This is a genomic window from Nocardia salmonicida (genome assembly GCF_036142455.1).
In the GTDB taxonomy this organism is placed as follows: Bacteria; Actinomycetota; Actinomycetes; order Mycobacteriales; family Mycobacteriaceae; genus Nocardia; species Nocardia salmonicida.
In genome coordinates this window covers 143,976-165,697 of record NZ_CP108014.1, presented here as the reverse complement: position 1 = coordinate 165,697, position 21,722 = coordinate 143,976, and the positions used below count along the sequence as shown (strand labels likewise).

The 21,722-nt window shown below is 66.3% G+C and carries 20 protein-coding genes and 1 tRNA gene; 10 read left to right on the top strand and 11 right to left on the bottom strand.

All coding sequences use genetic code 11. The features are described from left to right. Positions 1-91: 91 nt before the first annotated feature. The 4 genes from ettA to OHS03_RS00825 all read right to left on the bottom strand — a co-directional run bounded on the left by ettA (position 92) and on the right by OHS03_RS00825 (position 5,553). On the bottom strand, positions 92-1,768 hold the full coding sequence (gene ettA / locus OHS03_RS00840) for an energy-dependent translational throttle protein EttA (protein WP_056821564.1): 1,677 nt from the start codon (positions 1,766-1,768) through the stop codon (positions 92-94). Between the two features lie 69 nt (positions 1,769-1,837). Further along, positions 1,838-2,404: a single-stranded DNA-binding protein gene (locus OHS03_RS00835; RefSeq protein WP_328659968.1), complete on the bottom strand. Its 567-nt coding sequence runs from the start codon at positions 2,402-2,404 to the stop codon at positions 1,838-1,840. 126 nt (positions 2,405-2,530) lie between these two features. Then, positions 2,531-3,508 carry a serine/threonine dehydratase gene (locus OHS03_RS00830; RefSeq protein ID WP_328659966.1) on the bottom strand — a complete coding sequence of 326 codons (978 nt, stop codon included), beginning with the start codon at positions 3,506-3,508 and terminating at the stop codon, positions 2,531-2,533. Beyond that, the gene (locus OHS03_RS00825; protein WP_328659964.1) at positions 3,505-5,553 is read right to left on the bottom strand and encodes a bifunctional copper resistance protein CopD/cytochrome c oxidase assembly protein; all 2,049 of its coding nucleotides are present in this window, start codon (positions 5,551-5,553) and stop codon (positions 3,505-3,507) included. Before OHS03_RS00825 ends, OHS03_RS00830 begins: the two co-directional genes overlap by 4 nt. A gap of 137 nt (positions 5,554-5,690) precedes the next feature. Between OHS03_RS00825 and OHS03_RS00820 the strand changes: the two genes are divergently transcribed. Next, a tRNA-Arg gene (locus tag OHS03_RS00820) sits at positions 5,691-5,764 on the top strand. Positions 5,765-5,863: 99 nt separating this feature from the next. On the opposite strand, the gene OHS03_RS00815 is transcribed toward OHS03_RS00820, so the two are convergent. After that, entirely contained in the window at positions 5,864-6,835 is a 972-nt protein-coding gene (locus OHS03_RS00815; protein ID WP_328659962.1) for an antibiotic biosynthesis monooxygenase, read from the bottom strand. A 1-nt stretch (position 6,836) separates the two neighbouring features. Then, positions 6,837-7,403 carry a nucleoside deaminase gene (locus OHS03_RS00810; protein ID WP_062985340.1) on the bottom strand — a complete coding sequence of 189 codons (567 nt, stop codon included), beginning with the start codon at positions 7,401-7,403 and terminating at the stop codon, positions 6,837-6,839. 278 nt (positions 7,404-7,681) lie between these two features. Between OHS03_RS00810 and OHS03_RS00805 the strand changes: the two genes are divergently transcribed. The 5 genes from OHS03_RS00805 (at position 7,682) to OHS03_RS00785 (ending at position 12,887) form a co-directional block, all read left to right on the top strand. Next, complete coding sequence (locus tag OHS03_RS00805) at positions 7,682-9,325, top strand: MFS transporter (RefSeq protein WP_328659961.1); 1,644 nt, start codon at positions 7,682-7,684, stop codon at positions 9,323-9,325. 60 nt (positions 9,326-9,385) lie between these two features. Further along, on the top strand, positions 9,386-9,925 hold the full coding sequence (locus OHS03_RS00800) for an OmpA family protein (RefSeq protein WP_328659959.1): 540 nt from the start codon (positions 9,386-9,388) through the stop codon (positions 9,923-9,925). Positions 9,926-10,276: 351 nt separating this feature from the next. Continuing rightward, positions 10,277-11,065, top strand: coding sequence for an ABC transporter permease (locus tag OHS03_RS00795; RefSeq protein WP_328659956.1), 789 nt, complete (start codon positions 10,277-10,279; stop codon positions 11,063-11,065). Further along, the gene (locus tag OHS03_RS00790; protein ID WP_328659954.1) at positions 11,058-11,891 is read left to right on the top strand and encodes an ABC transporter permease; all 834 of its coding nucleotides are present in this window, start codon (positions 11,058-11,060) and stop codon (positions 11,889-11,891) included. Before OHS03_RS00795 ends, OHS03_RS00790 begins: the two co-directional genes overlap by 8 nt. 3 nt (positions 11,892-11,894) lie before the next feature. Next, complete coding sequence (locus OHS03_RS00785; RefSeq protein WP_405151531.1) at positions 11,895-12,887, top strand: ABC transporter ATP-binding protein; 993 nt, start codon at positions 11,895-11,897, stop codon at positions 12,885-12,887. Between the two features lie 2 nt (positions 12,888-12,889). Here OHS03_RS00785 and OHS03_RS00780 read toward each other — a convergent pair whose 3' ends face one another. Then, positions 12,890-13,210, bottom strand: coding sequence for a hypothetical protein (locus OHS03_RS00780; protein WP_056821573.1), 321 nt, complete (start codon positions 13,208-13,210; stop codon positions 12,890-12,892). 327 nt (positions 13,211-13,537) lie between these two features. Here OHS03_RS00780 and OHS03_RS00775 point away from each other — a divergent pair, with 327 nt between their 5' ends. Next, positions 13,538-14,068 carry a DUF4254 domain-containing protein gene (locus OHS03_RS00775; RefSeq protein WP_328659950.1) on the top strand — a complete coding sequence of 177 codons (531 nt, stop codon included), beginning with the start codon at positions 13,538-13,540 and terminating at the stop codon, positions 14,066-14,068. Positions 14,069-14,071: 3 nt separating this feature from the next. Here the strand turns inward: OHS03_RS00775 and OHS03_RS00770 are convergent, their stop codons facing one another. From OHS03_RS00770 to OHS03_RS00760, 3 genes are read right to left on the bottom strand one after another with little or no spacing between them, the layout of a single operon-like run. Continuing rightward, entirely contained in the window at positions 14,072-14,440 is a 369-nt protein-coding gene (locus tag OHS03_RS00770) for a hypothetical protein (RefSeq protein WP_328659947.1), read from the bottom strand. Continuing rightward, the gene (locus OHS03_RS00765) at positions 14,441-15,592 is read right to left on the bottom strand and encodes a fatty acid desaturase family protein (protein ID WP_328659946.1); all 1,152 of its coding nucleotides are present in this window, start codon (positions 15,590-15,592) and stop codon (positions 14,441-14,443) included. Positions 15,593-15,631: 39 nt separating this feature from the next. Next, a complete protein-coding gene (locus tag OHS03_RS00760) occupies positions 15,632-16,723 on the bottom strand; it encodes a ferredoxin reductase (protein WP_328659944.1) in 1,092 nt (363 codons plus the stop codon). Between the two features lie 143 nt (positions 16,724-16,866). Between OHS03_RS00760 and OHS03_RS00755 the strand changes: the two genes are divergently transcribed. Then, a complete protein-coding gene (locus OHS03_RS00755) occupies positions 16,867-17,514 on the top strand; it encodes a TetR family transcriptional regulator (RefSeq protein ID WP_056821578.1) in 648 nt (215 codons plus the stop codon). A 52-nt stretch (positions 17,515-17,566) separates the two neighbouring features. Here OHS03_RS00755 and OHS03_RS00750 read toward each other — a convergent pair whose 3' ends face one another. Next, a complete protein-coding gene (locus tag OHS03_RS00750; protein WP_328659942.1) occupies positions 17,567-18,904 on the bottom strand; it encodes an MFS transporter in 1,338 nt (445 codons plus the stop codon). 161 nt (positions 18,905-19,065) lie between these two features. Here OHS03_RS00750 and OHS03_RS00745 point away from each other — a divergent pair, with 161 nt between their 5' ends. Together OHS03_RS00745 and OHS03_RS00740 are read left to right on the top strand one after the other, a co-directional pair. Next, complete coding sequence (locus OHS03_RS00745; protein WP_056821580.1) at positions 19,066-19,620, top strand: PadR family transcriptional regulator; 555 nt, start codon at positions 19,066-19,068, stop codon at positions 19,618-19,620. After that, on the top strand, positions 19,617-21,647 hold the full coding sequence (locus OHS03_RS00740) for an FAD-dependent oxidoreductase (protein ID WP_328659940.1): 2,031 nt from the start codon (positions 19,617-19,619) through the stop codon (positions 21,645-21,647). The genes OHS03_RS00745 and OHS03_RS00740 overlap by 4 nt, the downstream gene beginning before the upstream one ends. Positions 21,648-21,722 lie beyond the last annotated feature (75 nt).

Here is a 21,722-nt window from a genome sequence, read left to right as displayed (position 1 = left end):
CGCCAGGGGCTCCGATCGGCACAACGCCGACGGCCCGGCGGAGCGACCGTTCACAGATCGTTCCACCGGGCCGTCACGCGGGCCGCGCGAATCAGTCGCGCGTCAGCTTGCGGTGCGTAACACGGTGTGGGCGAGCGGCTTCGGCGCCCATACGCTCGATCTTGTTCGCCTCATAGGCTTCGAAGTTGCCCTCGAACCAGTACCACTTGGCGTCGTTGTCGTTGTCGCCTTCCCACGCCAGGATGTGGGTGCAGGTGCGATCGAGGAACCACCGGTCGTGGGAGATCACGACGGCGCAGCCGGGGAACTGGTCGAGCGCGTTCTCGAGCGAACCGAGGGTTTCGACGTCGAGGTCGTTGGTCGGTTCGTCGAGCAGGATCAGGTTGCCGCCCTCCTTGAGAGTCAGCGCCAAGTTCAGGCGGTTGCGCTCACCACCGGAGAGCACACCGGCCGGCTTCTGCTGATCCGGTCCTTTGAAGCCGAACGCGCTGACGTAGGCGCGCGAGGGCATCTCCTGGTTGCCGACCTGGATGAAGTCCAGGCCATCGGAGACGACCTGCCAGACGTTCTTCTTCGGGTCGATGCCTCCGCGGTTCTGGTCGACATAGCTCAGCTTGACCGTCTCGCCGACCTTCACCTCACCGCTGTCGGGCGATTCGAGACCGACGATGGTCTTGAACAGCGTGGTCTTGCCGACACCGTTGGGTCCGATGACGCCGACGATACCGTTGCGCGGCAACGTGAACGACAGATCCTTGATGAGCTGACGATCGCCGTAGCCTTTGTCCAGGTGCGATACGTTGACCACGATGTCACCCAGTCGCGGACCCGCGGGGATCTGAATCTCCTCGAAGTCCAACTTGCGGTGCTGCTCGGCCTCGGCCGCCATCTCCTCGTAGCGACCGAGTCGAGCCTTGTTCTTGGCCTGACGGGCCTTGGCGCCGGAGCGGACCCAGGCCAGCTCGTCCTTGAGGCGCTTCTGCAGCTTCTGGTCCTTCTTGCCCTGGACCTCGAGGCGCTGCGCCTTCTTCTCCAGATAGGTGGAGTAGTTGCCCTCGTAGCCGATCGCGCGACCGCGGTCCAGCTCCAGGATCCACTCGGCGACATTGTCGAGGAAGTACCGGTCGTGGGTGACGGCCAGCACGGCGCCCGGGTAATCGGCGAGATGCTTCTCGAGCCAGAGCACACTCTCGGCGTCGAGGTGGTTGGTCGGTTCGTCGAGCAGCAGCAGATCGGGCTTGCTCAGCAGCAACTTGCACAGCGCGACACGGCGACGCTCGCCACCGGAGAGGTTGGTGACCGGCTCGTCCGGCGGCGGGCAGCGCAGCGCGTCCATGGCCTGCTCGAGCTGGGAGTCGACATCCCAGGCGTCGGCGTGGTCGAGGAACTCCTGGAGCTTGCCCATCTCGTCCATGAGCTCGTCGGAGTAGTCGGTGGCCATCAGTTCAGCGATCTCGTTGAACCGATCCAGCTTGACCTTGACCTCACCGAGGCCCTCCTCCACGTTGCCGCGGACGGTCTTCTCCTCGTTCAGGTCCGGTTCCTGCATGAGGATGCCGACCGTGGCGCCCGCGCCGAGGAACGCCTCACCGTTGTTCGGCCGGTCGATTCCCGCCATGATCTTCAGCACGCTGGATTTACCCGCGCCGTTGGGCCCCACCACACCGATCTTGGCGCCGGGAAGGAAGTTCAAGTACACGTCGTCGAGGATGACTTTGTCGCCGTGTGCTTTGCGAACCTTGATCATCTGATAAATGAACTCAGCCATACGCGGAAGCCTATCGGTGGGAGAAACGGGGACGGGATACGGAAGGGTCGAGTGCCGCGGAAACGACCCTCATGCGTCGACCTGCTCGGCACCGTTGGTGCTGGACACCACGTCCGGCGATCGCGCGGGGACAGCATCCGCCACGGTCGTACAGGCTACGGCAACGGCTTCGGTCGACGCATACCCGGTGGCAGCGTCGTCGGCCTTCGGTAGGGCAGCGCCGCGAGGGTCGGAAATATTCCGCACCGCCGCGTGCGGCAGCGATCGCATGCCTTCGGACCGGCGAACAACGCTCGCGTGGCATCGCGCCAGATCCGGTCCGACCGCGATCGCGCGCATCTCCAGATCCCGCCGCTCGGTGCCGTCCTTGCCGCGGTACTCGTGCGAGCGGAGTTGCCCGTAGGCGATGACCGGGTCGCCACGGTGCAACGATCGATCCACCCCTGCCACCAGCCTGCGCCAGCACGAAACCGTGAGATACAGCGTGCCGCTGTCGGTCCACTCCCCTGTTTCGGCGTCGAAGCGGCGCGAATTGCTCGCCATCCGGAAGGTCAGCATCTGCTCGCCGTTCCGGAGATCGCGCCGCATCGGATGGGTGATGACGGTCCCGACCACCGTCGCGTGTGCCTCGTACATCGTGTTCGCCCCCGCTCGAATCCACCGTTGTTGCTCTGACCACTCAACAATGACGTGGCGAACGGGGGTGTGGGAGGCGCGGAGTGAATCTGTGGATGAATCGGGCGGGTGTGGATATCGACCGTGTCAGAGGACGGGAAGCTCGGTATTCGCCCCGCACAGGACCACAATCGGGCGTACGCCGGGCTCCGGCAGGTACACGCCGCTCTGCACAGCGGCCAGCGCGGCGGCGCCTTCGAGTTCGACCACCACGCGGAATTCACGCCAGAGGTATTCGCGAGCGGCGGTGACCGCGTCGTCGGCGACCGCGAGAGCGGGCATCTGGTGTCGCCGGGCGATATCGAAGGCGATATCGCCGACCCGCGTCGCGCACAGCAGCTCGGTAGCCCGCGGCGGCACGTCGATATCGACCGGTCTTCCTGCCGCGAGGGCAGCCGACAGCACCGGGATGTGCTCGGATTCGATGCCGACGATCTCCCTGCGCTTGCCCAACGCGGCGCCGAGGCCCGCGATCAGCCCTCCCCCACCGACCGCGGCCAGCACCGGCGGCCTGCCGCGTACCTGTTCTTCCAGCTCCAGCCCGATGACACCGGCGCCGGCCACCACAGCAGGCATGTCGTAGGCGTGCAGGTGGTCGGCCCCGCGCTCGGCGGCCAAGGTGAGGGCCCGACGTTGCGCCTCGGCATAGCTCGTTCCGTGCCACAGCACTTCGGCGCCGTGCGCCCACATCGCGGCCACCTTGGTGTGCGGCGCGGACTCCGGCACTACGATCGTGCATTCCTTGCCCAGCTGCGCGGCGGCCAACGCGACCGCTATGCCCGCATTGCCCGCCGAGGCGACAACCACATGGTCGACGCCGCTCTCGGTGGTCAGCAGGGCATTGAGCGCGCCACGCACCGTGAATGTGCCGCCGTGCTGCAGGAATTCCATTTTCAGTGAGACCGGCACCGGCCCGTTCGGCCCCTCCACACTCGTGTGGAATACCGGCGTCTTTCGCACCCGCCCGGCCAACCGCCGTCGCGCCGCTCGCACATCGGTGCGCAGCACCCGCTCCGGCTCGGCTCGCTCGGTCGATTCACTCGCCGACACACCGGATCGGCTCACCGGCGGACCTCGCCGTCCCGACGCGCCAGTTCGGCGTACATCGCGTTGTAGGCGGTCAGGTCGGCGTCGTTGTCGCGGTCGGCGGCCCGGTCGGTGCGCTTGGCCAGCTTGCTGTCGCTGCGTGACCACTGGATCAGCAGCGCGAGCATCACCACTACCAGCGGAACCTCACCGCTGGCCCAGGCGAAACTGCCGCCGTTGCGCTGATCGGCGAGCAGGTCGATGTTCCAGCCCAGGTCGAGGGTGCGATAGAACCAGTCGCCGAGCACGGTCGTCATGCTCATCAGCGCGATGCCGAAGAACGCGTGGAACGGCAGCGTGCCGAACACCATCGCGAGCTTGGTCAGGGGCGCCACCTCGCGCGGCTTGGGATCGATGCCGATCACCACCCAGTAGAACAGGTAGCCGCTGAGCAGGAAGTGCGTGTTCATCATCAGATGGGCGGCGTGCGAGTCGACGTAGGTGTCGAAGATGCCGCCCAGGTACAGCGCGTAGAACCCGGCGACGAAGATCACCGACGCCACCACGGGCTGGGTGAGGAAGCGTGAGACCGGGTTGTGCACGGCCGCCAGAATCCACTCGCGCGGGCCCGGCACACCGCCGCGTCCGGCGGGTGGGAGCGCGCGCAAGGCCAAGGTCACCGCCCCACCGAGGGCGAGCAGGATCGGTCCCAGCATCGACAGCGCCATGTGCGCGCCCATGTGCACGCTGAACATCGCCGGTGAGTAGCGCCCGACCCCCGACGACGTGGCCAGCAACAGCACCAGGCAGCCGCTGCACCAGGCGATGGTGCGGCCGACCGGCCAGGAGTCCCCGCGCTTGCGCAGTCGATGGACACCGAGCAGGTAGAGCGCGGCGAGCACGATCGCCAGGGTTCCGAAGATCAGGTCGAAGCGCCAGTCGAACAGCAGGCGGCTCACCGTGGGCGGGCCCGCGAGGTTGTAGCCGAGTTCCACTTCGACCGGCGTCGGCACCGTGGTCGGTGGCGGCGGCGGAGTACGGCCGAGGCCGACGGCCAGCCCGATGGTCGCGGCGAAGATCAGCATCTCCACGCCCGCGAAACGGATGAGCGCGCCGCGGTCGCGCGGGTCGGCGGCCAGCGCGGGCAGCGAGGCTCGGCGCTGCAGGTAGCCGATGGCGCCGAGCACCACCAGCGCGGCCGCTTTCGCGAGGACGAGTCTGCCGTAGGTGGTGGTGAAGAGGTCCGACACCGGCACTCGCACCCAGGCGTTGACCACGCCGCTGATGCCGATCACCACGATCGAGATGGTCGCGGCCACCGAGAATCGCCGGGCGGCGATATCGGTATTCGCGCCGCCGCGCATCGCGTGCGCCAGGACCGCGACCAGGCCGCCCACCCAGACCGAGGCCGACACCATGTGCAGGATCAGCGAATTGGTCGCCACATCGTGGGACCCACCCGAGGACGAATGCCCGGTCAGCGCCAGCGGCATCATGGTCACGAACGCGCCGACCAGCAGCACCGGCGTCCAGCCCCACCGCAGTGCGCAGCGGCAGCCGATCGCCACGATCAGCGCGAACAACACCGTTGTCCGCCAGGCGCCCGCCACCTCGACCTGCGTGATCACCGGCCACAACACTTCGGGTCGCCACAGGGCGCTCACCGGCTGACCGGTCGTATCCGACACCGTCAACGGCACCAGCAGCGCAGCACTCACGGCCCACACCAGCGCGGCGTCCGAGGCCCGCCGAACCGCCCGATAGCCACCGACGTCGAGCAGACCCCCGCCCCGCGGGGGCAGCAGAAACGCCGCGAACAACAGGGACCCGACGGTCACCGCGGCAGCCAGATCGGCCACCGCGCGCAACGCGGGCAATCCATATGTTGTCAATGCCCCCGGATCGGGTATACCGAGCAAACTGAGCGCGTGCGCCGCCGACAACCCGACCACCATGGCCGCGACCACCGCGGCGATACACCCGGCCACGACACTGAGCACACCGAACGACGCCGCCGGACCCGATTCCGCCGGTGGTCCGCCGTCGACGGCGGGTCCCGCGGTGGAGTCCTGCGATAACGACATGACAACGAGGGTAGTTCGGCGTGCCCGGCCACGCCCTCATGGGGCGTCACACCCGAGCCCCCGCTCGACGATCCGGTCAGTCGCTATACTTTTCGAGCTGGACAGCACGGCCGACTTCGGCCAAGGTGGATGCGACTGCCTCCGTAGCTCAGTTGGATAGAGCAAGGGCCTTCTAATCCCTAGGTCGCAGGTTCGATTCCTGCCGGGGGCGCACAGCGGCCCTGACCTGCATGAACATGGGGTCAGGGCCGCTGCGGGTTCCGAGCGCGACGCTCTACCAGCCAGGGACTTCCGCACCAGCGGGTACACGTCACGGAAGCGTCCAGAACACCCTTGTCACCAGGTAGAAGAAGAGCGCGGCGAAGGTCAGGAAACCCACCGAGCAGGCGAGTCCGACCAGGTCGGTGCGGGGATCGGGGCGTGGGCCCGATCGCATCCAGAATCCCAGCGCGCGGGTGACGATCGGCATCACCACCCAGGTCAGCAGGCTGACCGACAGGATGTTCCCGACCAACAGGCTGATCCACAGCTGCGCGCCCGGCCAGATCTCGGCGATGACCACAGTCAGGATCACGACCGTCGGATACAGCCCTACCAGGACCGACAGTGCCGTCTTCCACGCCGCGGGACCGCCTTCCGCGCCGGTCTGGCTCGGCGGAAACCACGACCCGTAGGGGTTGGCGATGCGGTGAACCTCGAACTCGCTGAAGTCCGGCGCTTCTTCGAGCAGCGCCTTGCGCTGGGGCGATTCGAGCCAATGGTCGAGATGCTCGGCCGAGGCGAAGGAATAGATGATCGTCCAGTCACTCTGGACACCGGGAATCGGCCGATGCAGCCCGGATCCGCGAAAGCCTCGAAAGGTCCGCTCGACCTCGGTCACGCGGTCCTGCCAGGCGATGAATTCCGTCTCACGTTCGGGCGCCACAGGATGCGAGACGACGACGGTCACCACCTCTTCGTCCGGTTCGTCGACCAGCACATGCTGCGTCGACGGTTGCTCGAACAGCGCCTTTCCTCTCGTGATGAGTTCGTCGCGCGTATCGCTGGCGAGCCAGCGCTCGAGGTTGACGATGCTGTCGAACCGATACACGACCGACCAGTCGGACTGAGCGTCACCCGGCGGCGTCACCTCGGCGCCGAGGAATCCCGGGAACGCCCCCGCCGCGTCGTTGACCTCCGCCTGCCACCGACGGAACTCGACCTCGCGGCCGGCTCGAGGCTGCTGCGTGATGACCACCGTCGCTGAGGCGGCCCTCGGCGGCAGCGCTTTCGATGCCGACATGTCAGTACGGGTGCTTATCGGGTTTTTCGGCCCAGGTCTTGTACGCTTCGGCGCCCAGATCCCTGCGGAACTGCTCGATTTTCACGGACCGTTCGGGCAGCGGCCTCGTGAAGTCCTCGTATTGATACGCGTCGTCGAAGCCGATTTCGCTGGTGTCGGCCAGATCGCTCGCGAAATGCACGGCATCGAGTCGCGCCCAATAGATTGCGCTCATACACATGGGACAGGGTGCGCCGCTGATGAATATCTCCATCCCCATCAACATTTTCGCGCGTTCCGGGACCTTGTCGGCCGATCCTTCGGGTCGCGGGACCAATTCGAGCGTCGCCTCGTTCTGGTGCTCCTTGGCAATGGTCGGTGCCTCGCCGTTGAGTACCAGGGCAGCCTTGCGGATGGTTTCTATCTCGGCGTGCGCGGTGGCGTCACCAGTGAGTAGCACTCGATTCTGCCCTCGCGCGACGATCTCTCCATCCTTCGCGATGACGGCGCCGAACGGTCCGCCCCAATCGTTGTCGACAGACTCTTTGGCCAGTCTGCAGGCCTCTTCCATGAGTTGATCCGGTGTCATCGGACATTGCACCTCGCAGTGTGGTTCGGACGCGTTCACGTGACGGCTGTTCGATGCCGTCGCGGCTCCGACCACACGCTCAAAATTCGGCCTCCGCCGCACATCGAATCTACCTCCGACCGGACCGCCGCGGAATAGCCGTGAATTAGCGAGGCGTTGACGTCGGGTTCTGCCGACTCATCCTTTTCGGGTGAGCCGCGCACGCTGTCGGTGTGTGAATCTGAGCATCGTCCCTCTGGTCACAGAAGCGAGGCCCCGATGCCCGAGAGCCCTGGCTCATGAGTTCGAGCGGCCCGTCGCGTGCGGTGGCCGCCGGATCCGGGGTGGTGCTGCTGGTGCTGGCGTCCGGTCAGTTCCTGATGACGCTGGACACCTCGGTGATGAACGTGTCGATGGCGCAGGTCGCCGAGGACCTCGACACCACCATCACCGGCATCCAGACGGCCATGACCTTGTACACGCTCGTCATGGCGACCTTGATGATCACCGGCGGCAAGGTGGGCACCATCATCGGCCGACGTCGAGCGTTCGCGATCGGTCTCGTCATCTACGGGGCGGGTTCGCTGACCACCTCGTTGGCGCCGAGCCTGCCCGTGTTGCTGCTGGGCTGGTCACTGCTGGAAGGCATCGGCGCCGCCTTGATCATGCCCGCGATCGTCGCCCTGGTCGCGGCCAACTTTCCGCCCGAGCGCCGCAGCGCCGCCTACGGTCTGGTCGCGGCGGCCGGTGCGATGGCCGTCGCCGCGGGGCCGCTGATCGGTGGCGCGGTGACGACGTTCGCGTCGTGGCGGTATGTGTTCGCCGGCGAGTCGGTCCTGGTCGTGATCATCCTTTTCGCACTACGCCGGATCAACGACGTCGCACCGGCGAAGGTCCGGATCGACCTGATCGGTTCGGCGCTCTCCGTACTCAGTCTCGGCATGATCGTCTACGGCGTGCTGCGGTCGAGTGAGTGGGGTTGGGTCCAACCCAAACCCGGCGGCGCCGCTATCGTCGGGCTCTCGCCGGTCGTGTGGCTGCTGCTGAGCGGAATGCTGCTGCTCTATGTCTTCGCGCGCTGGCAGAACCACCTCGCCGATACCGGCGGCGAGCCGTTGGTCGACCCCGCGCTGTTCCGCAATCGGCAGCTCACCGGCGGGCTCACGATGTTCCTCGGCCAGTTCACAGTGCAAGCCGGGGTGTTCTTCACCGTTCCGCTGTTCTTGACCGTTGTCCTGGAACTCAGCGCTTTGCAGACCGGACTGCGCCTGGTACCGCTGTCGGTGGCATTGCTGCTGTCCGCCGTCGGAATACCGAAGATCTGGCCGCGCGCCAATCCTCGCCGCGTCGTCCGGGCCGGAATGGCGGCCATGATCGTCGGCATCCTCTTCCTCGTGGCAGGCATGGATCCAGGCGCCGACGCGGGTGTGGTCGCCATTCCCATGTTGTTGATGGGAGTGGGGTTGGGGGCCTTGGCATCCCAGCTCGGCGCGGTCACCGTGTCGGCCGTGCCGAACGAGCAGAGCGCCGAGGTGGGCGGGCTGCAGAACACGGCGTCCAATCTCGGTGCGTCCCTGGGAACGGCGTTGGTCGGATCGGTACTCATCGCGACGCTGAGTACCTCGGTCGTCGCCGGGATCAACGACGACCCCGATGTGCCGCCCGCGGTGAAACAACAAGCCACCACCGAATTGGCCGCGGGCGTCCCCTTCCTGTCCGATACCCAACTGCGGGAGGCATTGCGCGACAACGCAATTCCCGAGCCGCAGGCCACCGAGATCCTCGAGGTCAACGAGGAGGCCCGCCTGGACGCGCTGCGAGTCGCGTTCTCCCTGACCGCCCTTCTCGCCATCGCGGCACTGTTCGGCACCGGGCGGATCCCCCGGCACTCGCAGGTCGGATCCGCTCCAACGAGTTCGAAGCCGCCTGCTCCGGGCGACTGATCGAAGCACCACGCACGCAAGGCCCACTTGTCCGCCCATTCGACAGACCAGGAGACTCCGATGAACGTCAGAAACAGCATCTGTGGGATCGCATCGATCGCGGTGGTCGTGCTGCTGACCGCGGCGTGCAGCTCCGACGATGACGCATCCGCCCCGGCGGTCACCTCGACCGTCACCTCGACGACGACCGACACCGACCCCATGCGCAGCAGCGTCGCCTCGACGGCGTCCTCGGTCGTCAGCTCCGTGCGCGCCACCGCGCAACAAGCGGTTCAAGACGCGATCAACACGGTCTTGTCCGCCGCACCGATCACCTTCGACGAGGGCAGTTCCGACCTCGGCGCCGTCGCCGCCGCGACCCTCCAAGCGGTAGCGCTCCCGTTGAAAGGCAACGACACCGAGATCCAGATCACGACCTACGCCCAGGATTCGAATGTCGCCGAGGCCAAAACCCTGGCCGAGGCCCGCGGTGACAACATCGCGGCCGCGCTCGAGGGCGCCGGCGTCGACAAGTCGCGCATCACGGTGAAGTCCGACGCGAATCCCTCCGACCCGGAGGTCGACGCCAACGAGGCCACGATCACGGTGGTCGACAAATAACCGGTCGTCGCCACCACCCGCACATATAGTCGTGACCTGCACCGATGCTGACCACGGTGATGCGATGCCGGGACAGGGTCCGGGGCCGGGTAATCTTTCGCCCCATGTGGATCATCCTTGCCATCTCCGTGGTCAGCTCGGTCGCCATCGCGATCTTGTTCGCGACGGGCTTCCCCAAGGACTGAGCATGTCCCGATAGCCCCGCGCGCGGCGAGCACCAGCGATACGTGCCGTTTCCGTCCTGATTCTGGGCGATCGGCATAGAGTTGACTGATTGTGCGGGGCAATGTGGTGGGGGATGGTGGGCTTGCTTTCGCAGTGCGGCGTCGTCGCAAGCCTGGGGCTTTCCGGGTGTATTGGACGTTGGCGCGGGCGGGGTTCAAGCGGCAGGCGCAATACAAGCTGGCGATGTTCGCCGGGCTGTTCACCAACTGTGTGTTCGGGTTCGTTCGTGCGGCCGTGATGGTCGCGGCGGTGCGTGCCGCCGGTGATTTCGGCGGGTACGACGAGGGAACCATCGGCGCCTACGTGTGGTTGTCGCAGGCGCTGTTGGGCGCCACCCAGTTCATGGGGCCGCAGATCGATCTGGTCGACCGGATCAAGTCCGGTGACGTGGCGATCGATTTCCTGCGCCCGATCGACGTCCAACTCGGCTACCTGGCCACCGATATGGGCCGCGCCGCCTGCACGATCCTGCCGCGTGGGGTGCCGAGCATCGTCATCGGCGCTGCCACCTTCGGCCTGTCGATGCCGAGCACGCCGGTGGCCTACGTACTCGGCCTGATCAGTGTGCTGCTGGCGGTGGCGTTGTCGTTCCTGTGCCTGTTCGCAGTGGCGCTGATCGGGTTCTGGGTGGTCGAGATCCGCGGTATCCGGGTGCTGTATCAGATCGTCGGAACGTTCCTGGCCGGGCTTTTCGTCCCGGTGCACATGTTCCCCGACTGGCTGCGTGTCGTGGCCATGGCTACGCCGTTTCCCTCCATCCTGCAGGCTCCGATCGATACGCTGTCAGGGCGGGCCGCTGGGTCGGAGGCCATGATCATCGTTGCGATACAAGGCTTCTGGGTGCTGGCGATCGGACTGCTCGGCAGGGTGTTGCTGCGGGCGGGACAACGCAGGCTGGAGGTACAGGGTGGCTGAACCGGATTCCGTGCGCGTTGTTGCCGGGACCTGGTTGACTCCCTATCTCGCAGTATTGCGTTCGCGTGTGAAAGCCCAGCAGGTGTACCGACTCTCGTTCGCCACCGAGGTGTTCAGCGCCTTCCTGATCGGGCTGGTGGAGTTCGGTGAGGTGTGGGTGATCTTCCACAATGTCGGCACCCTCGGCGGCCTCGATGTCGACGCGGCGCTGCTGCTGTTCGGGTTGTCCAATACCTCGTTCGCGCTGGCCCAGGTCGCGGTCGGGCACCTGGACTCGCTGCCGTCGATGATTCGGATGGGCACCCTCGACGCGTATCACCTTCGCCCGCAACCATTGCTGTTGCAGCTGGTGACCAGTGACATCTCGTTACGCAGACTCGCACGGGCCGCGGTCGCGGTGATCGTGCTCGGGATCGGGCTGTGGCGCAACGATATCGACTGGGGCATCGCCCCGGTTACCTTGATCGTGATCACCCTGCTCAGTGGAATTGCGCTGTTCTGTGGCCTTTTCGTATGCGCAGCCGGACTACAGTTCTTCTTGATAGACGGTGCCGAGCTCACCAACAGCTTCACCTACGGCGGGTCCTTCGCCGCGATGCAGCCGGCCTCTGTGTTCCCGACACCGCTGAAACTGTTGTTCGGGTTCGCGATTCCCGTCGCGTTCACGGCGTACGTGCCGACCATCGCCCTACTCGGACTGCCGGGGCCACCGCTGCTGCCCGCGTGGTCGGCGTGGCTCACGCCACTCGCCGCGGCATGGGTGTGGCTACTCGCATCGGCGGCATGGCGGATCGGTACGAGGCACTATCAGGGAGGAGGGGGATAGATGATGGACGAGCACGAGAACCGGGACCCGATCATCGACATCGATGACCTCACCCGGCAATTCACCGTCTACCGCAAGAACGGCCGACGCTGGCGCAGACATCGCGACACCATCACCGCCGTCGACCGCATGAGTTTCCGGATCGAACGCGGCTCCGCGGTCGGCTATATCGGCGCCAACGGCGCGGGCAAGTCGACGACCATCAAGATGCTCACCGGCATCCTCGTGCCGACCACCGGAACCGTGCGCACCTGCGGCCTCGAGCCGGTGCGTCAGCGAAAGGAACTCGCCTCGCGCATCGGGGTCGTGTTCGGGCAGCGTTCGCAACTGTGGTGGGATCTGCCACTGCACGAGTCGTTTTCGATCCTGGCGGCGATCCACCGCCTCGATCCCGATATCGCCGACAAGCGGACCCACGAACTGGTCGAACAGCTGGAAATGGCCGACACCCTCGACACCCCGGTCCGCCAGCTCTCGCTCGGTCAGCGGATGCGCGCGGAAGTGGCGGCCGCACTGTTGCATTCGCCCGAGCTGGTGATCCTGGACGAGCCGACGATCGGCCTCGATGTGCTGTCCAAACAGCGATTACGTGAGTTCCTGCGCGCCGAACGGATCGAGCGCGGCACCACGCTGCTGCTCACCACCCACGATATGGGCGATATCGAACGACTCTGCGATCGGGTGCTCGTCGTCGACTACGGCAGGTTGGTGTACGACGGTTCACTGGCCGGGCTCGGCGCCACCGTCGGCGCGCGCCGGGTACTGGTGGTCGACCTGGCCGCTCCCACACCGGATCTCGATGACCTGCCGTGCGGGGCACAGTTGCTGTCCAGCGAGGCGGGCGGCATGCGCCAGCGCCTCGCCTTCGACGCCGAGAAGACCACCGCGGCGGCTTTACTGGCGGCGGTGTCGGACCGGGCGCAGGTGCGCGATCTGTCGATCGAGGAACCCGATATAGAGGACGTGGTCCGCCGGATCTACGAGTCGACCCGCTGAATTCAGCTCGGCCCGTCCGGGTTTCCCGCGTACATGCTCACCTCGCCGCCCTCCCCCAGGAAGGCGTTGACCAGCATGATCCGCTGCGCGCGCAGTTCCTCGTCGGCGGGGGCTCCGGTGGTGATCGAAATCTGCGGGATGGCCGCCCAGTTCACGACGTAGCGCTCGGGTGGGCCCTCGTCGTCGGACAGGCGAGCGAGCCGGAACACCGATACCGCACGACGTTCCATGAGGCCGCGCACGACATCGGCGATGCGCTCCGGGGATTCCAGGGCGAACAGGAACCCGAAGGTCAGCTCAGGCGAGGACACGTAGGCGGGCACAATTATCGAGGTTAGTGCATTCGGCGCCGAAATGATTGCCGGAAATGTGCCCGGGGTTATCGGGGAGTACTCACGGGGAGACACGGCCGTAATGGTGGATAACAATTTCTGCCGACACCCGGGTTTGTCCACCGTGCTATTGCGCGTCGCCGCCGGATCGCGCTTTCCTGGGAGGGTCCCGATTTTCCCCGGGCCGTCTTCTCCACCCGCAGCGTCGCGGACATTTGTCGACGTCCGGGCGGGGCTACGCCGGTGCCGGGGAGCGCACCCCAACACCTCCTCCTCGGCCCTGGCGTATCCATGTACACAGCGTTGTCAGGGGCCACCATGCCGATCGATCACGGCCACCGTCTGGACGCCGCGCAGTTACCGACACCCTCGGCACTGTTGCGGGCTTTCCTCGGAACCGACCACCCCGACCCGACGCGACACCGCGTTCTCGACGCCGCCCGAGACCTCGCGAGCTGCCACGATCGCCGCCGCAGAGCCCTGGAGCAGGCACGCGACCCCGCCGCGTCGACCAGCACCGGCGCGGCGTGCGGACGCCTCGTCGACGACATCGACAACGACCGCGTCGCGCTGATCGCCCACATCGACGAGTGGGTCGCCACCCATGTGGAACACCGCGTCGGCGCCTCGCTGCACACCGAGACCCTCGGCGCGGTGATCGACCGGATGGCCGCGAAATGGATCGCCGCCCAGCAGGCCATGGCCGGACCGGCACCAACGAAGACGACACCACGGCAGCGGGAGGCTCGCACCCATCTGCAATGGTGTCGTCTTGCCGAACTGACCGACGGCTATCGAGATCTGATCACCGATGTCACCGAGCACCGCAGGCGGTTCCCGGTGTGGTGAGGATCAGGCCTGCTCGCCCGTAACCGGGGCCTTGTTGTCTGTCGCCGGGGCTTTGTCGTCGTCAGCCGGGGCTTTGTCGCCCACGACCGGCTCCGCGAACGAGGCCCGCGCGCCGAAGTCGTCCGCTACCGGAGCGTCGAGGTCGACGAACTCGGTCTCGGTGTCGACGAAAGCCGCATCCCGCTCGGCATCTCGACGAGCGGCCGCCGCGGCTTCGCGCATCTCGATCACATCGGTGACGAATTCACCGATCTCACGAGCGACCTCGGCGACGGTCCCGGTGATCAGCGAAGCGATTTTGCCGACCCGCTGCGCACCGGAAGCCGTCAAGTCCTGGACCAGATCCTTGTTGCTTTCGAATTTCCCGACCATTTACCCGCTCACAGTGGAGGTTTCCGGCTGATTTCGCATAACGATAACACCGGGCTTGGGGTCACTCTTCGTCAAACGATCGGGCAGCGCGAGCTTGAAGATCTTGCCCCAGACCGAGCCGATCTGCTTGGAGAAACGACCGGTGTTGTAAGGCAGGCCGTACTTCTCGGCCAGCGCCTTCACCTCGGGCGCGATTTCCGGGTACCGGTTGGCCGGGATATCGGGGAACAGGTGATGCTCGATCTGGTGCGAGAGGTTGCCCGACATGATGTGGAACAGCCGCGAGCCGGTGATGTTGGCCGAACCGAGCATCTGGCGCACGTACCACTCACCGCGGGTCTCGACCTCGGTCTCCTCCTTGGTGAACGTCTGCACGCCCGAGGGGAAGTGCCCGCAGAAGATGATCGAGTAGGTCCACACGTTGCGCACCAGGTTGGCCGCCGCGTTGCCCGCCAGGGTGGAGACGAACAGCGGACCGGTCAGCGCCGGGAACATCACATAGTCCTTGAGGACCTGCTTGCCCGCCTTCTTGCCCTGGCCCTTGAGCAGGGGCTTGATGTCGGACCACTTGCGCTTGCCCTTGATGATGTTGTCGGCCTCGAGGTCGTGCAGCATCACGCCCCACTCGAAGAACGTCATCAGCAGGAACGCGTAGAGCGGGTTGCCCAGGTAGTACGGGTTCCACTTCTGCGCCTCGTCGATGCGCAGGACGCCGTAACCGATGTCGCGGTCCATGTCGACGATGTTGGTGTAGGTGTGGTGCATGTAGTTGTGCGAGTGCTTCCACTGGTCGGCCGGGCAGACCGTGTCCCAGTCGAATTCGCGGGAGTTGATGCCGCGCTCACGCATCCAGTCGTACTGGCCGTGCATGACGTTGTGGCCGATCTCCATGTTGTCGAGGATCTTCGACACACCGAGCGCGGCGACGCCGGCCAGCCAGAACGGCGGCAGGAAGCCCAGGTACATCAGACCGCGGCCGGCGATCTCGAAGCCACGCTGGGTCTTGATGATGTTGTAGATGTAGTCACGGTCGCGTTCGCCGAGGTCGTCGACGACGCGGGCGCGCAGCGCGTCGAGCGCGGCGCCGAGCTCTTCGACCTGATCCGGGCTCAGGATGACCGGACCGTCTTTGCCTTCGGTGAGGATCGTCATAGCTGTATCTCCCCTTAGTTGGTTCTGGGTATCGGTTGTCTAGAGCGCGATGTCGACGTCGCCGACAGGGGCGTTGATGCAGATCTGGATGGGCTTGTCGGGGTCGGCGTCGAGCTCGCCGGTACGGACGTTGCGGGTGCAGCCGGAGACCTTGGTCGCGGTGCAGGAGAAGCAGATCCCCATGCGGCAGCCGTATTCCGGGGTCAGGCCGGATGCTTCGGCCTGCTCGAGCAGCGTTGCTCCGGTGTTGTCGGCGGCGACGTCGCTGCCGGAGAAGGTGATGGTGCCGGTGGCCTCGGACGGATCGGTCGGGACCGTGGTGAGCGTGAATTCCTCACTGAGCACCCGATCTTCGAGACCCTCGGCTTCGAAGATCGTCTTGACCGCCCGCATCAGCGGCGGCGGCCCGCACACGAAGGTCTGCGCGTCGGCGTACCAGGGTGCGACCCGCTCGAGCTCCTCGTAGTCGAAGAAACCACTGCCGGTGGAGGTCTCACCGTCGATCACCGTGCCCGGCTCGACCGGGTAGCGGTACTCGATACGGAAGTTGGCGCGACGCTGCGCGATCGAGGACAGCTCGGCCCGATGCGGCACCATCTCGGGCTGACGGGCGTAGTGCAGGAAGGTGACCTGCCCGGTGTACCCCTCGGCGTCGAGGGTCCGCAACATCGACAGTACCGGCGTGATGCCGCTGCCGCCGCTGACCAGCAGCACCTTGTCGGGCCGCTGCTGCGGTAGGTGGAACACACCGGAGGCAGGCGCCAGGTCGACGACCATGCCGGGCTCGGCATTGGCGTGCAGATAGTTCGACACCAGCCCGCCCGGGTGCGCCTTGACGGTGAGCTGCAGGTAGCGCTCGCCCCGGCTCTCGGGGTCGATCGGCGAGTAGCAGCGGGTGTGGCGCACGCCGTTGATCGAGACGCCGATCTGCACGTACTGACCGGCGGCATGGCCGCGCCACTGCCGCGAGGCGCGCAGGGTGAGGGTCACCGAGCCCGGCACCGCGTGCGAGACATGGGTGACTTCGGCGCGCAGCTCCCGAGCGGTGAGCCCGGGGTTGACGAGTTCCAGGTACCGGTCCAGCGGATGCGGCGTCGTCAACGTCTGCACCAGGTCGATCAGTCCCACCATGTCGCGTTGCCCCTTTGAGAAGTCCTTCGACGTGCGCTCCAAATTTCAGTGCACGTCTGTACACTCACTAGTGTGCCCGATGACCCCGGGCCACTGTCAACCGGCAATAATGTGAGGCGGACAACATAATGACAAAGGCCGCTATGGTGAACGGATGTATGCTCACCGATGTGACTGAGCAGGCAGGAACCCGCAACGAGCGCAAAGCGCATACCCGGGCAGCCCTCCTCGACGGCACCTTGGCCTTGGCCTCGGAGCGCGGATTCGCGGCATTGAGCCTGCGTGAGATCGCCCGTTCGGCCGGCATCGTGCCGACGGCCTTCTACCGCCACTTCGCCTCGCTCGACGACCTGGGCGCGACGATCGTCGATGAGGGTGTCACCGCATTGCGTTTGGCATTGCGAGAGGTCAGGCGCAAGCCCGACGCCCATCTGGCCGATACGGTCCGCTTCGTCTTCGAGCAGGTCCGCGTCAAACGCGCACTGTTCGGGTTCCTCATTCGCGAGCGTCACGGTGGGCCTGCCCCACTGCGTCAGGCGATCGCGATGGAGATGCAGCTGATCGTGCGCGAGATCGTCGCCGATCTCTCTCGCCTGCGCGCGCTCGATTCGTGGAGCACCACCGAGCTGGAGATCGCCGCAGATCTGCTCGTTACCACTGTTACCGACGGTATTGCCGCTTTCGTCGCGTCCACCTCCCGTGAGGAATCGGCGATCGTGGAGCGCACCGTCATGCAGATGCGCCTGATCGCGTTGGGCATCGCGGGCTGGGTACCCAAAAACGCGGACTGAACTCAGAGCACGGGCGTTCACACAACTCGGCGGCACCCCCGCCGGTGATACGTCACATATCGGCGGATACCGCGCGCGCCGGCGCGCGTACCGGGAGCAGGACCAGTAGGCCCACCGCCAGCACGACCAGAAGTCCGGCGATTCCGGCGCGGTCGCTGTGGAAGACGGAGACGAAAACGCCGAACAGGGCGGGCGCCAGGAACGACACGGCCCGACCGGTCGTGGTGTACAGGCCGAACAACTGACCCTCCCGTCCCGGCGGCGCCAGGCGCGCCAGGAACGACCGAGCCGAGGCCTGCGCGGGACCGACGAACACGGTGAGCGAGAGCCCGAAGATCCAGAACATCGTCGAGCCCGACACCAGCAGCAGCGCGACGCCGCAGACGAGCATTCCGACCAGCGACGACACGATCACCCGCTTGGGCCCGATCCGGTCGTCGAACCGTCCGGCCACCACCGCGGCCAGCCCGGCCACGACATTCGCGGCGATCCCGAACAGCAGCACATCGGCGTCGGCGAACCCGTACACCGTCACCGCGAGCACCCCGCCGAAGGTGAACACGCCCGCCAGCCCGTCCCGGAACACCGCACTGGCCAGCAGGAAGTACACCGTGTGCCGATCCTGGCCCCACAGTTCCCGCACGTCACGCCACAACACCCGGTAGGAACCGAGGAAGCCGACCTTCGCCGCCCCCGGGTCGGCGCCGGTGCGTGGCATCTCGGGCACCGCGAACAGCACCGGCAGCGCGAACACGGTGAACCACACCGCCGCGAGCACGATGACGAGCCGGACATTGAGTCCCTGATCGGTGGGCATCGCGAGCAATCCGCGGGTGTCGCCGTCACCGGCGAGGAATCCCACATAGCAGATCAGCAGCAGCACGATGCCGCCGAAATAGCCCATCGCCCAGCCCAATCCGGAGACCCGGCCGACCGTGGCCGGTGTCGACACCTGCCGCATCATCGCGTTGTAGGGCACGCCGGCGAGCTCGAAGGTGGCCGAGGCGAACGCGAGCAGCGCCAGACCGAGCCAGAGATCGTTGTAGTCGTCGCGGACGAAGAACATCAGCGACATCGCGCCGACCGTCAGCGCCGTCAAGGTCGCCAAGGCCCGTTTACGCGAGCCGACCGCGTCGAAGTACTGCCCGCAGACCGGCGCCGTCAGCGCCACGACCAAACCTGCCCCCGCCAGCGCCCAGCCCAGCCACGCACTCGCCGGTGTCGTACCCGGCAGATCCTTGCCCACCTTGTCGGTGAGATACACCGAGAACACGAAGGTCAGCGTCACGGCCTGGAACGCCGACGACCCCCAGTCCCACAGGCCCCACGCCAGTACCTGCCCGCGTCCGGCCGCCTCGCCGACGGTCTCGGCCGCGTTCACCTCGGTCATAGGCCGAAGACTATCGGCGAACGAACATCCACGCCGCCTATAACGCGTGCACCCGTGTTTCCGCCGATGCGGTAACCGCCCCACGCCGTCTACCGCATCGGCGCCGTCAACTCATATGAACCTGGTTGCATAGTACCCAGCGTTCCGGATACTCTCGTCCCATGGCACTGGAGCACGCGCTACTGGTTTCGCTCACCGAGCGGGCCGGCTCGGGGTATGAGCTCGCACGCCGATTCGACAAATCGATCGGCTACTTCTGGAGTGCCACCCACCAGCAGATCTACCGGGTTCTCAAGCGGATGGAGTCCTCCGGCTGGGTCACCGTCGAATCGGTGAACCAGCAGGGAAAACCCGACAAGAAGGTGTACTCGGTGGCTCCGGCCGGTCAGGCCGAGATAGCCCGCTGGCTCGCCGAGCCCACCGACGCCACCCCCGCTCGCGACGAACTCGGCGTGAAGATCCGCGCGGCCGCGTACGGCGACATCGATGCCATCTGCGCCGAGGTGGAGCGCCATCGAGGCCAGCACGCCCAGCGCCTCGACGAGTACCGCCTCAGCGAAAAGAAATTCTTCCCGGTGCCGGACCAGCTCTCCGGCACCGCTCTGCACCAGTATCTGGTGCTTCGCGCGGGCATCCGCGCGGAGTCCGGCTACCTCGAATGGTGCGACGAAGTACTGCAGGCCCTGCGACCGCGAAAAGGTGACGACCGCCCATGACTGCCTATCCCCATCTGTTCGAGCCACTCGATCTCGGCCACACCACGCTGCGCAACCGCGTGGTCATGGGCTCCATGCACACCGGTCTGGAAGACCGCGCCTGGGACACCAACAAGCTCGCCGCCTACTTCGCCGAACGCGCCCGCGGCGGCGTCGGCCTGATCATCACCGGCGGCTACGCCCCCAACCGCACCGGGTGGCTGCTGCCGCTCGGCGGCAAACTCACCAACAAGACCGAGGCGTACCGGCATCGCACGATCACCAAGGCGGTGCACGCGGAGGGCGGCAAGATCGCCATCCAGATCCTGCACGCGGGGCGTTACTCCTACATGCCGACCAGCGTTTCGGCGTCGGCGATCAAGTCCGCGATCAACCCGTTCAAGCCCCGGGCGCTGTCGTCGAAGGGTGTCGAACGCACCATCGACGACTACGCGCGCTGCGCGGGCCTGGCCAAGTTCGCCGGATACGACGGCTGCGAGATCATGGGCGGTGAGGGCTATTTCCTCAACCAGTTCCTGGCGCCGCGGGTGAACAAGCGCACCGACAAGTGGGGCGGCTCACCGGAGAACCGGCGTCGGCTGCCCGTCGAGATCGCCCGGCGCATCCGGGCCGAGGTTGGTCCCGATTTCATCATCGTGTTCCGGTTGTCGATGGCCGAACTCGTCGAGAAGGGGCAGACGTTCGACGAAATCGTCGCTCTGGCACAGGAATTGGAGGCTGTCGGTGTCGACATCCTCAACACCGACATCGGCTGGCACGAGGCGCGGGTACCCACCATCGTCACCTCGGTGCCGCGCGCGGCGTTCGTGGAGTTCACCGCGAAGATCGCGCGCCAGGTGAACATCCCGGTCTGCGCCTCCAACCGGATCAACATGCCCGAGATCGCCGAGGAGATCCTGACCCGCGGCGACGCGGCGCTGATCTCCATGGCCCGCCCGCTGCTGGCCGACGCCGAATGGGCCAACAAGGCCGAGCAGGATCGGGCCGACGAGATCAACACCTGCATCGCCTGCAACCAGGCCTGCCTCGACCACGCCTTCGGCAACAAGAAGGTGTCGTGCCTGGTCAACCCGCGTGCGGGCAGCGAGACCACGTTGAACTTGCTGCCGACTCGGCGCGCCAAGCGGGTCGCCGTCGTCGGTGCGGGTCCGGCCGGGCTGTCGGCCGCGGTGAGCCTGGCCGAGCGTGGCCACCATGTCGACCTGTTCGAGTCCGACGACAAGATCGGCGGCCAGTTCGACATCGCCCGCCGTATCCCCGGCAAGGAGGAGTTCGACGAGTCGATCCGCTACTTCCGCCGCAAGATCGACCTCACCGGCGTCACCCTGCATCTCGAAAAGCGGGTCAGCGCCGAGGAATTGATCGCGGGCAAGTACGACTCGGTGATCCTGGCCACTGGCGTGCGCCCGCGCATCCCCAACATCCCCGGTATCGACCACCCGATGGTGCTGTCCTACGCCGAACTGGTGAAGCAGGAGAAGCCGGTCGGCAAGAAGGTCGCGGTGATCGGCGCGGGCGGCATCGGCTACGACGTGAGCGAATACCTCACGGTCGAAGGACATCCCACGCTCAAGCTCGACGAGTGGAAAGAGGAATGGGGCGTCGATTCCGAGAACGAGCAGGTTCCCGGACAGCTCCGCAAGCCCAAGCCCTCCCCCGCGGCGCGCGATGTGGTTCTGCTGCAACGTAAGTCGACCCCGTTCGGCAAGGACCTCGGCAAGACCTCCGGGTGGGTACACCGCGCGGCTCTCAAGGCGAAAGGCGTCGAGCAGGTCGGCGGCGTGAACTACGACCGCATCGATGACGCGGGCCTGCACATCAGCTTCGGCGAGAAGCACGAGAACCCCCGCGTGATCGAGGTCGACAACGTGATCGTCTGTGCCGGACAGGAATCCGTCCGCGAACTCGAAGAGCCCCTGCGGGCGGCGGGCGTCGACCTGCACCTCATCGGCGGCGCCGACCTGGCCGCCGAACTCGACGCCAAGCGCGCGATCGACCAAGGCACCCGCCTAGCCGCACGCTTGTAAATTTGGAGCGCTGGTGCGCTCGAGCGCGGCCCCTGAGGGCCGCGAGTCAGCCACCGTTGCTGGCGGCTGCGCCGC

Bases quoted from the DNA above. Each gene is read 5' to 3' on its own strand.
- OHS03_RS00755 (WP_056821578.1), top strand. From the start codon at position 16,867: ATGGTGAACGGATGTATGCTCACCGATGTGACTGAGCAGGCAGGAACC.
- OHS03_RS00825 (WP_328659964.1), bottom strand. From the start codon at position 5,553: ATGTCGTTATCGCAGGACTCCACCGCGGGACCCGCCGTCGACGGCGGA.
- OHS03_RS00800 (WP_328659959.1), top strand. From the start codon at position 9,386: ATGAACGTCAGAAACAGCATCTGTGGGATCGCATCGATCGCGGTGGTC.
- OHS03_RS00815 (WP_328659962.1), bottom strand. From the start codon at position 6,835: ATGTCGGCATCGAAAGCGCTGCCGCCGAGGGCCGCCTCAGCGACGGTG.
- OHS03_RS00835 (WP_328659968.1), bottom strand. From the start codon at position 2,404: ATGTACGAGGCACACGCGACGGTGGTCGGGACCGTCATCACCCATCCG.
- OHS03_RS00740 (WP_328659940.1), top strand. From the start codon at position 19,617: ATGACTGCCTATCCCCATCTGTTCGAGCCACTCGATCTCGGCCACACC.
- OHS03_RS00765 (WP_328659946.1), bottom strand. From the start codon at position 15,592: ATGACGATCCTCACCGAAGGCAAAGACGGTCCGGTCATCCTGAGCCCG.
- ettA (WP_056821564.1), bottom strand. From the start codon at position 1,768: ATGGCTGAGTTCATTTATCAGATGATCAAGGTTCGCAAAGCACACGGC.
- OHS03_RS00770 (WP_328659947.1), bottom strand. From the start codon at position 14,440: ATGGTCGGGAAATTCGAAAGCAACAAGGATCTGGTCCAGGACTTGACG.
- OHS03_RS00785 (WP_405151531.1), top strand. From the start codon at position 11,895: ATGGACGAGCACGAGAACCGGGACCCGATCATCGACATCGATGACCTC.
- OHS03_RS00750 (WP_328659942.1), bottom strand. From the start codon at position 18,904: ATGACCGAGGTGAACGCGGCCGAGACCGTCGGCGAGGCGGCCGGACGC.
- OHS03_RS00805 (WP_328659961.1), top strand. From the start codon at position 7,682: ATGAGTTCGAGCGGCCCGTCGCGTGCGGTGGCCGCCGGATCCGGGGTG.
- OHS03_RS00775 (WP_328659950.1), top strand. From the start codon at position 13,538: ATGCCGATCGATCACGGCCACCGTCTGGACGCCGCGCAGTTACCGACA.
- OHS03_RS00760 (WP_328659944.1), bottom strand. From the start codon at position 16,723: ATGGTGGGACTGATCGACCTGGTGCAGACGTTGACGACGCCGCATCCG.
- OHS03_RS00810 (WP_062985340.1), bottom strand. From the start codon at position 7,403: ATGACACCGGATCAACTCATGGAAGAGGCCTGCAGACTGGCCAAAGAG.
- OHS03_RS00745 (WP_056821580.1), top strand. From the start codon at position 19,066: ATGGCACTGGAGCACGCGCTACTGGTTTCGCTCACCGAGCGGGCCGGC.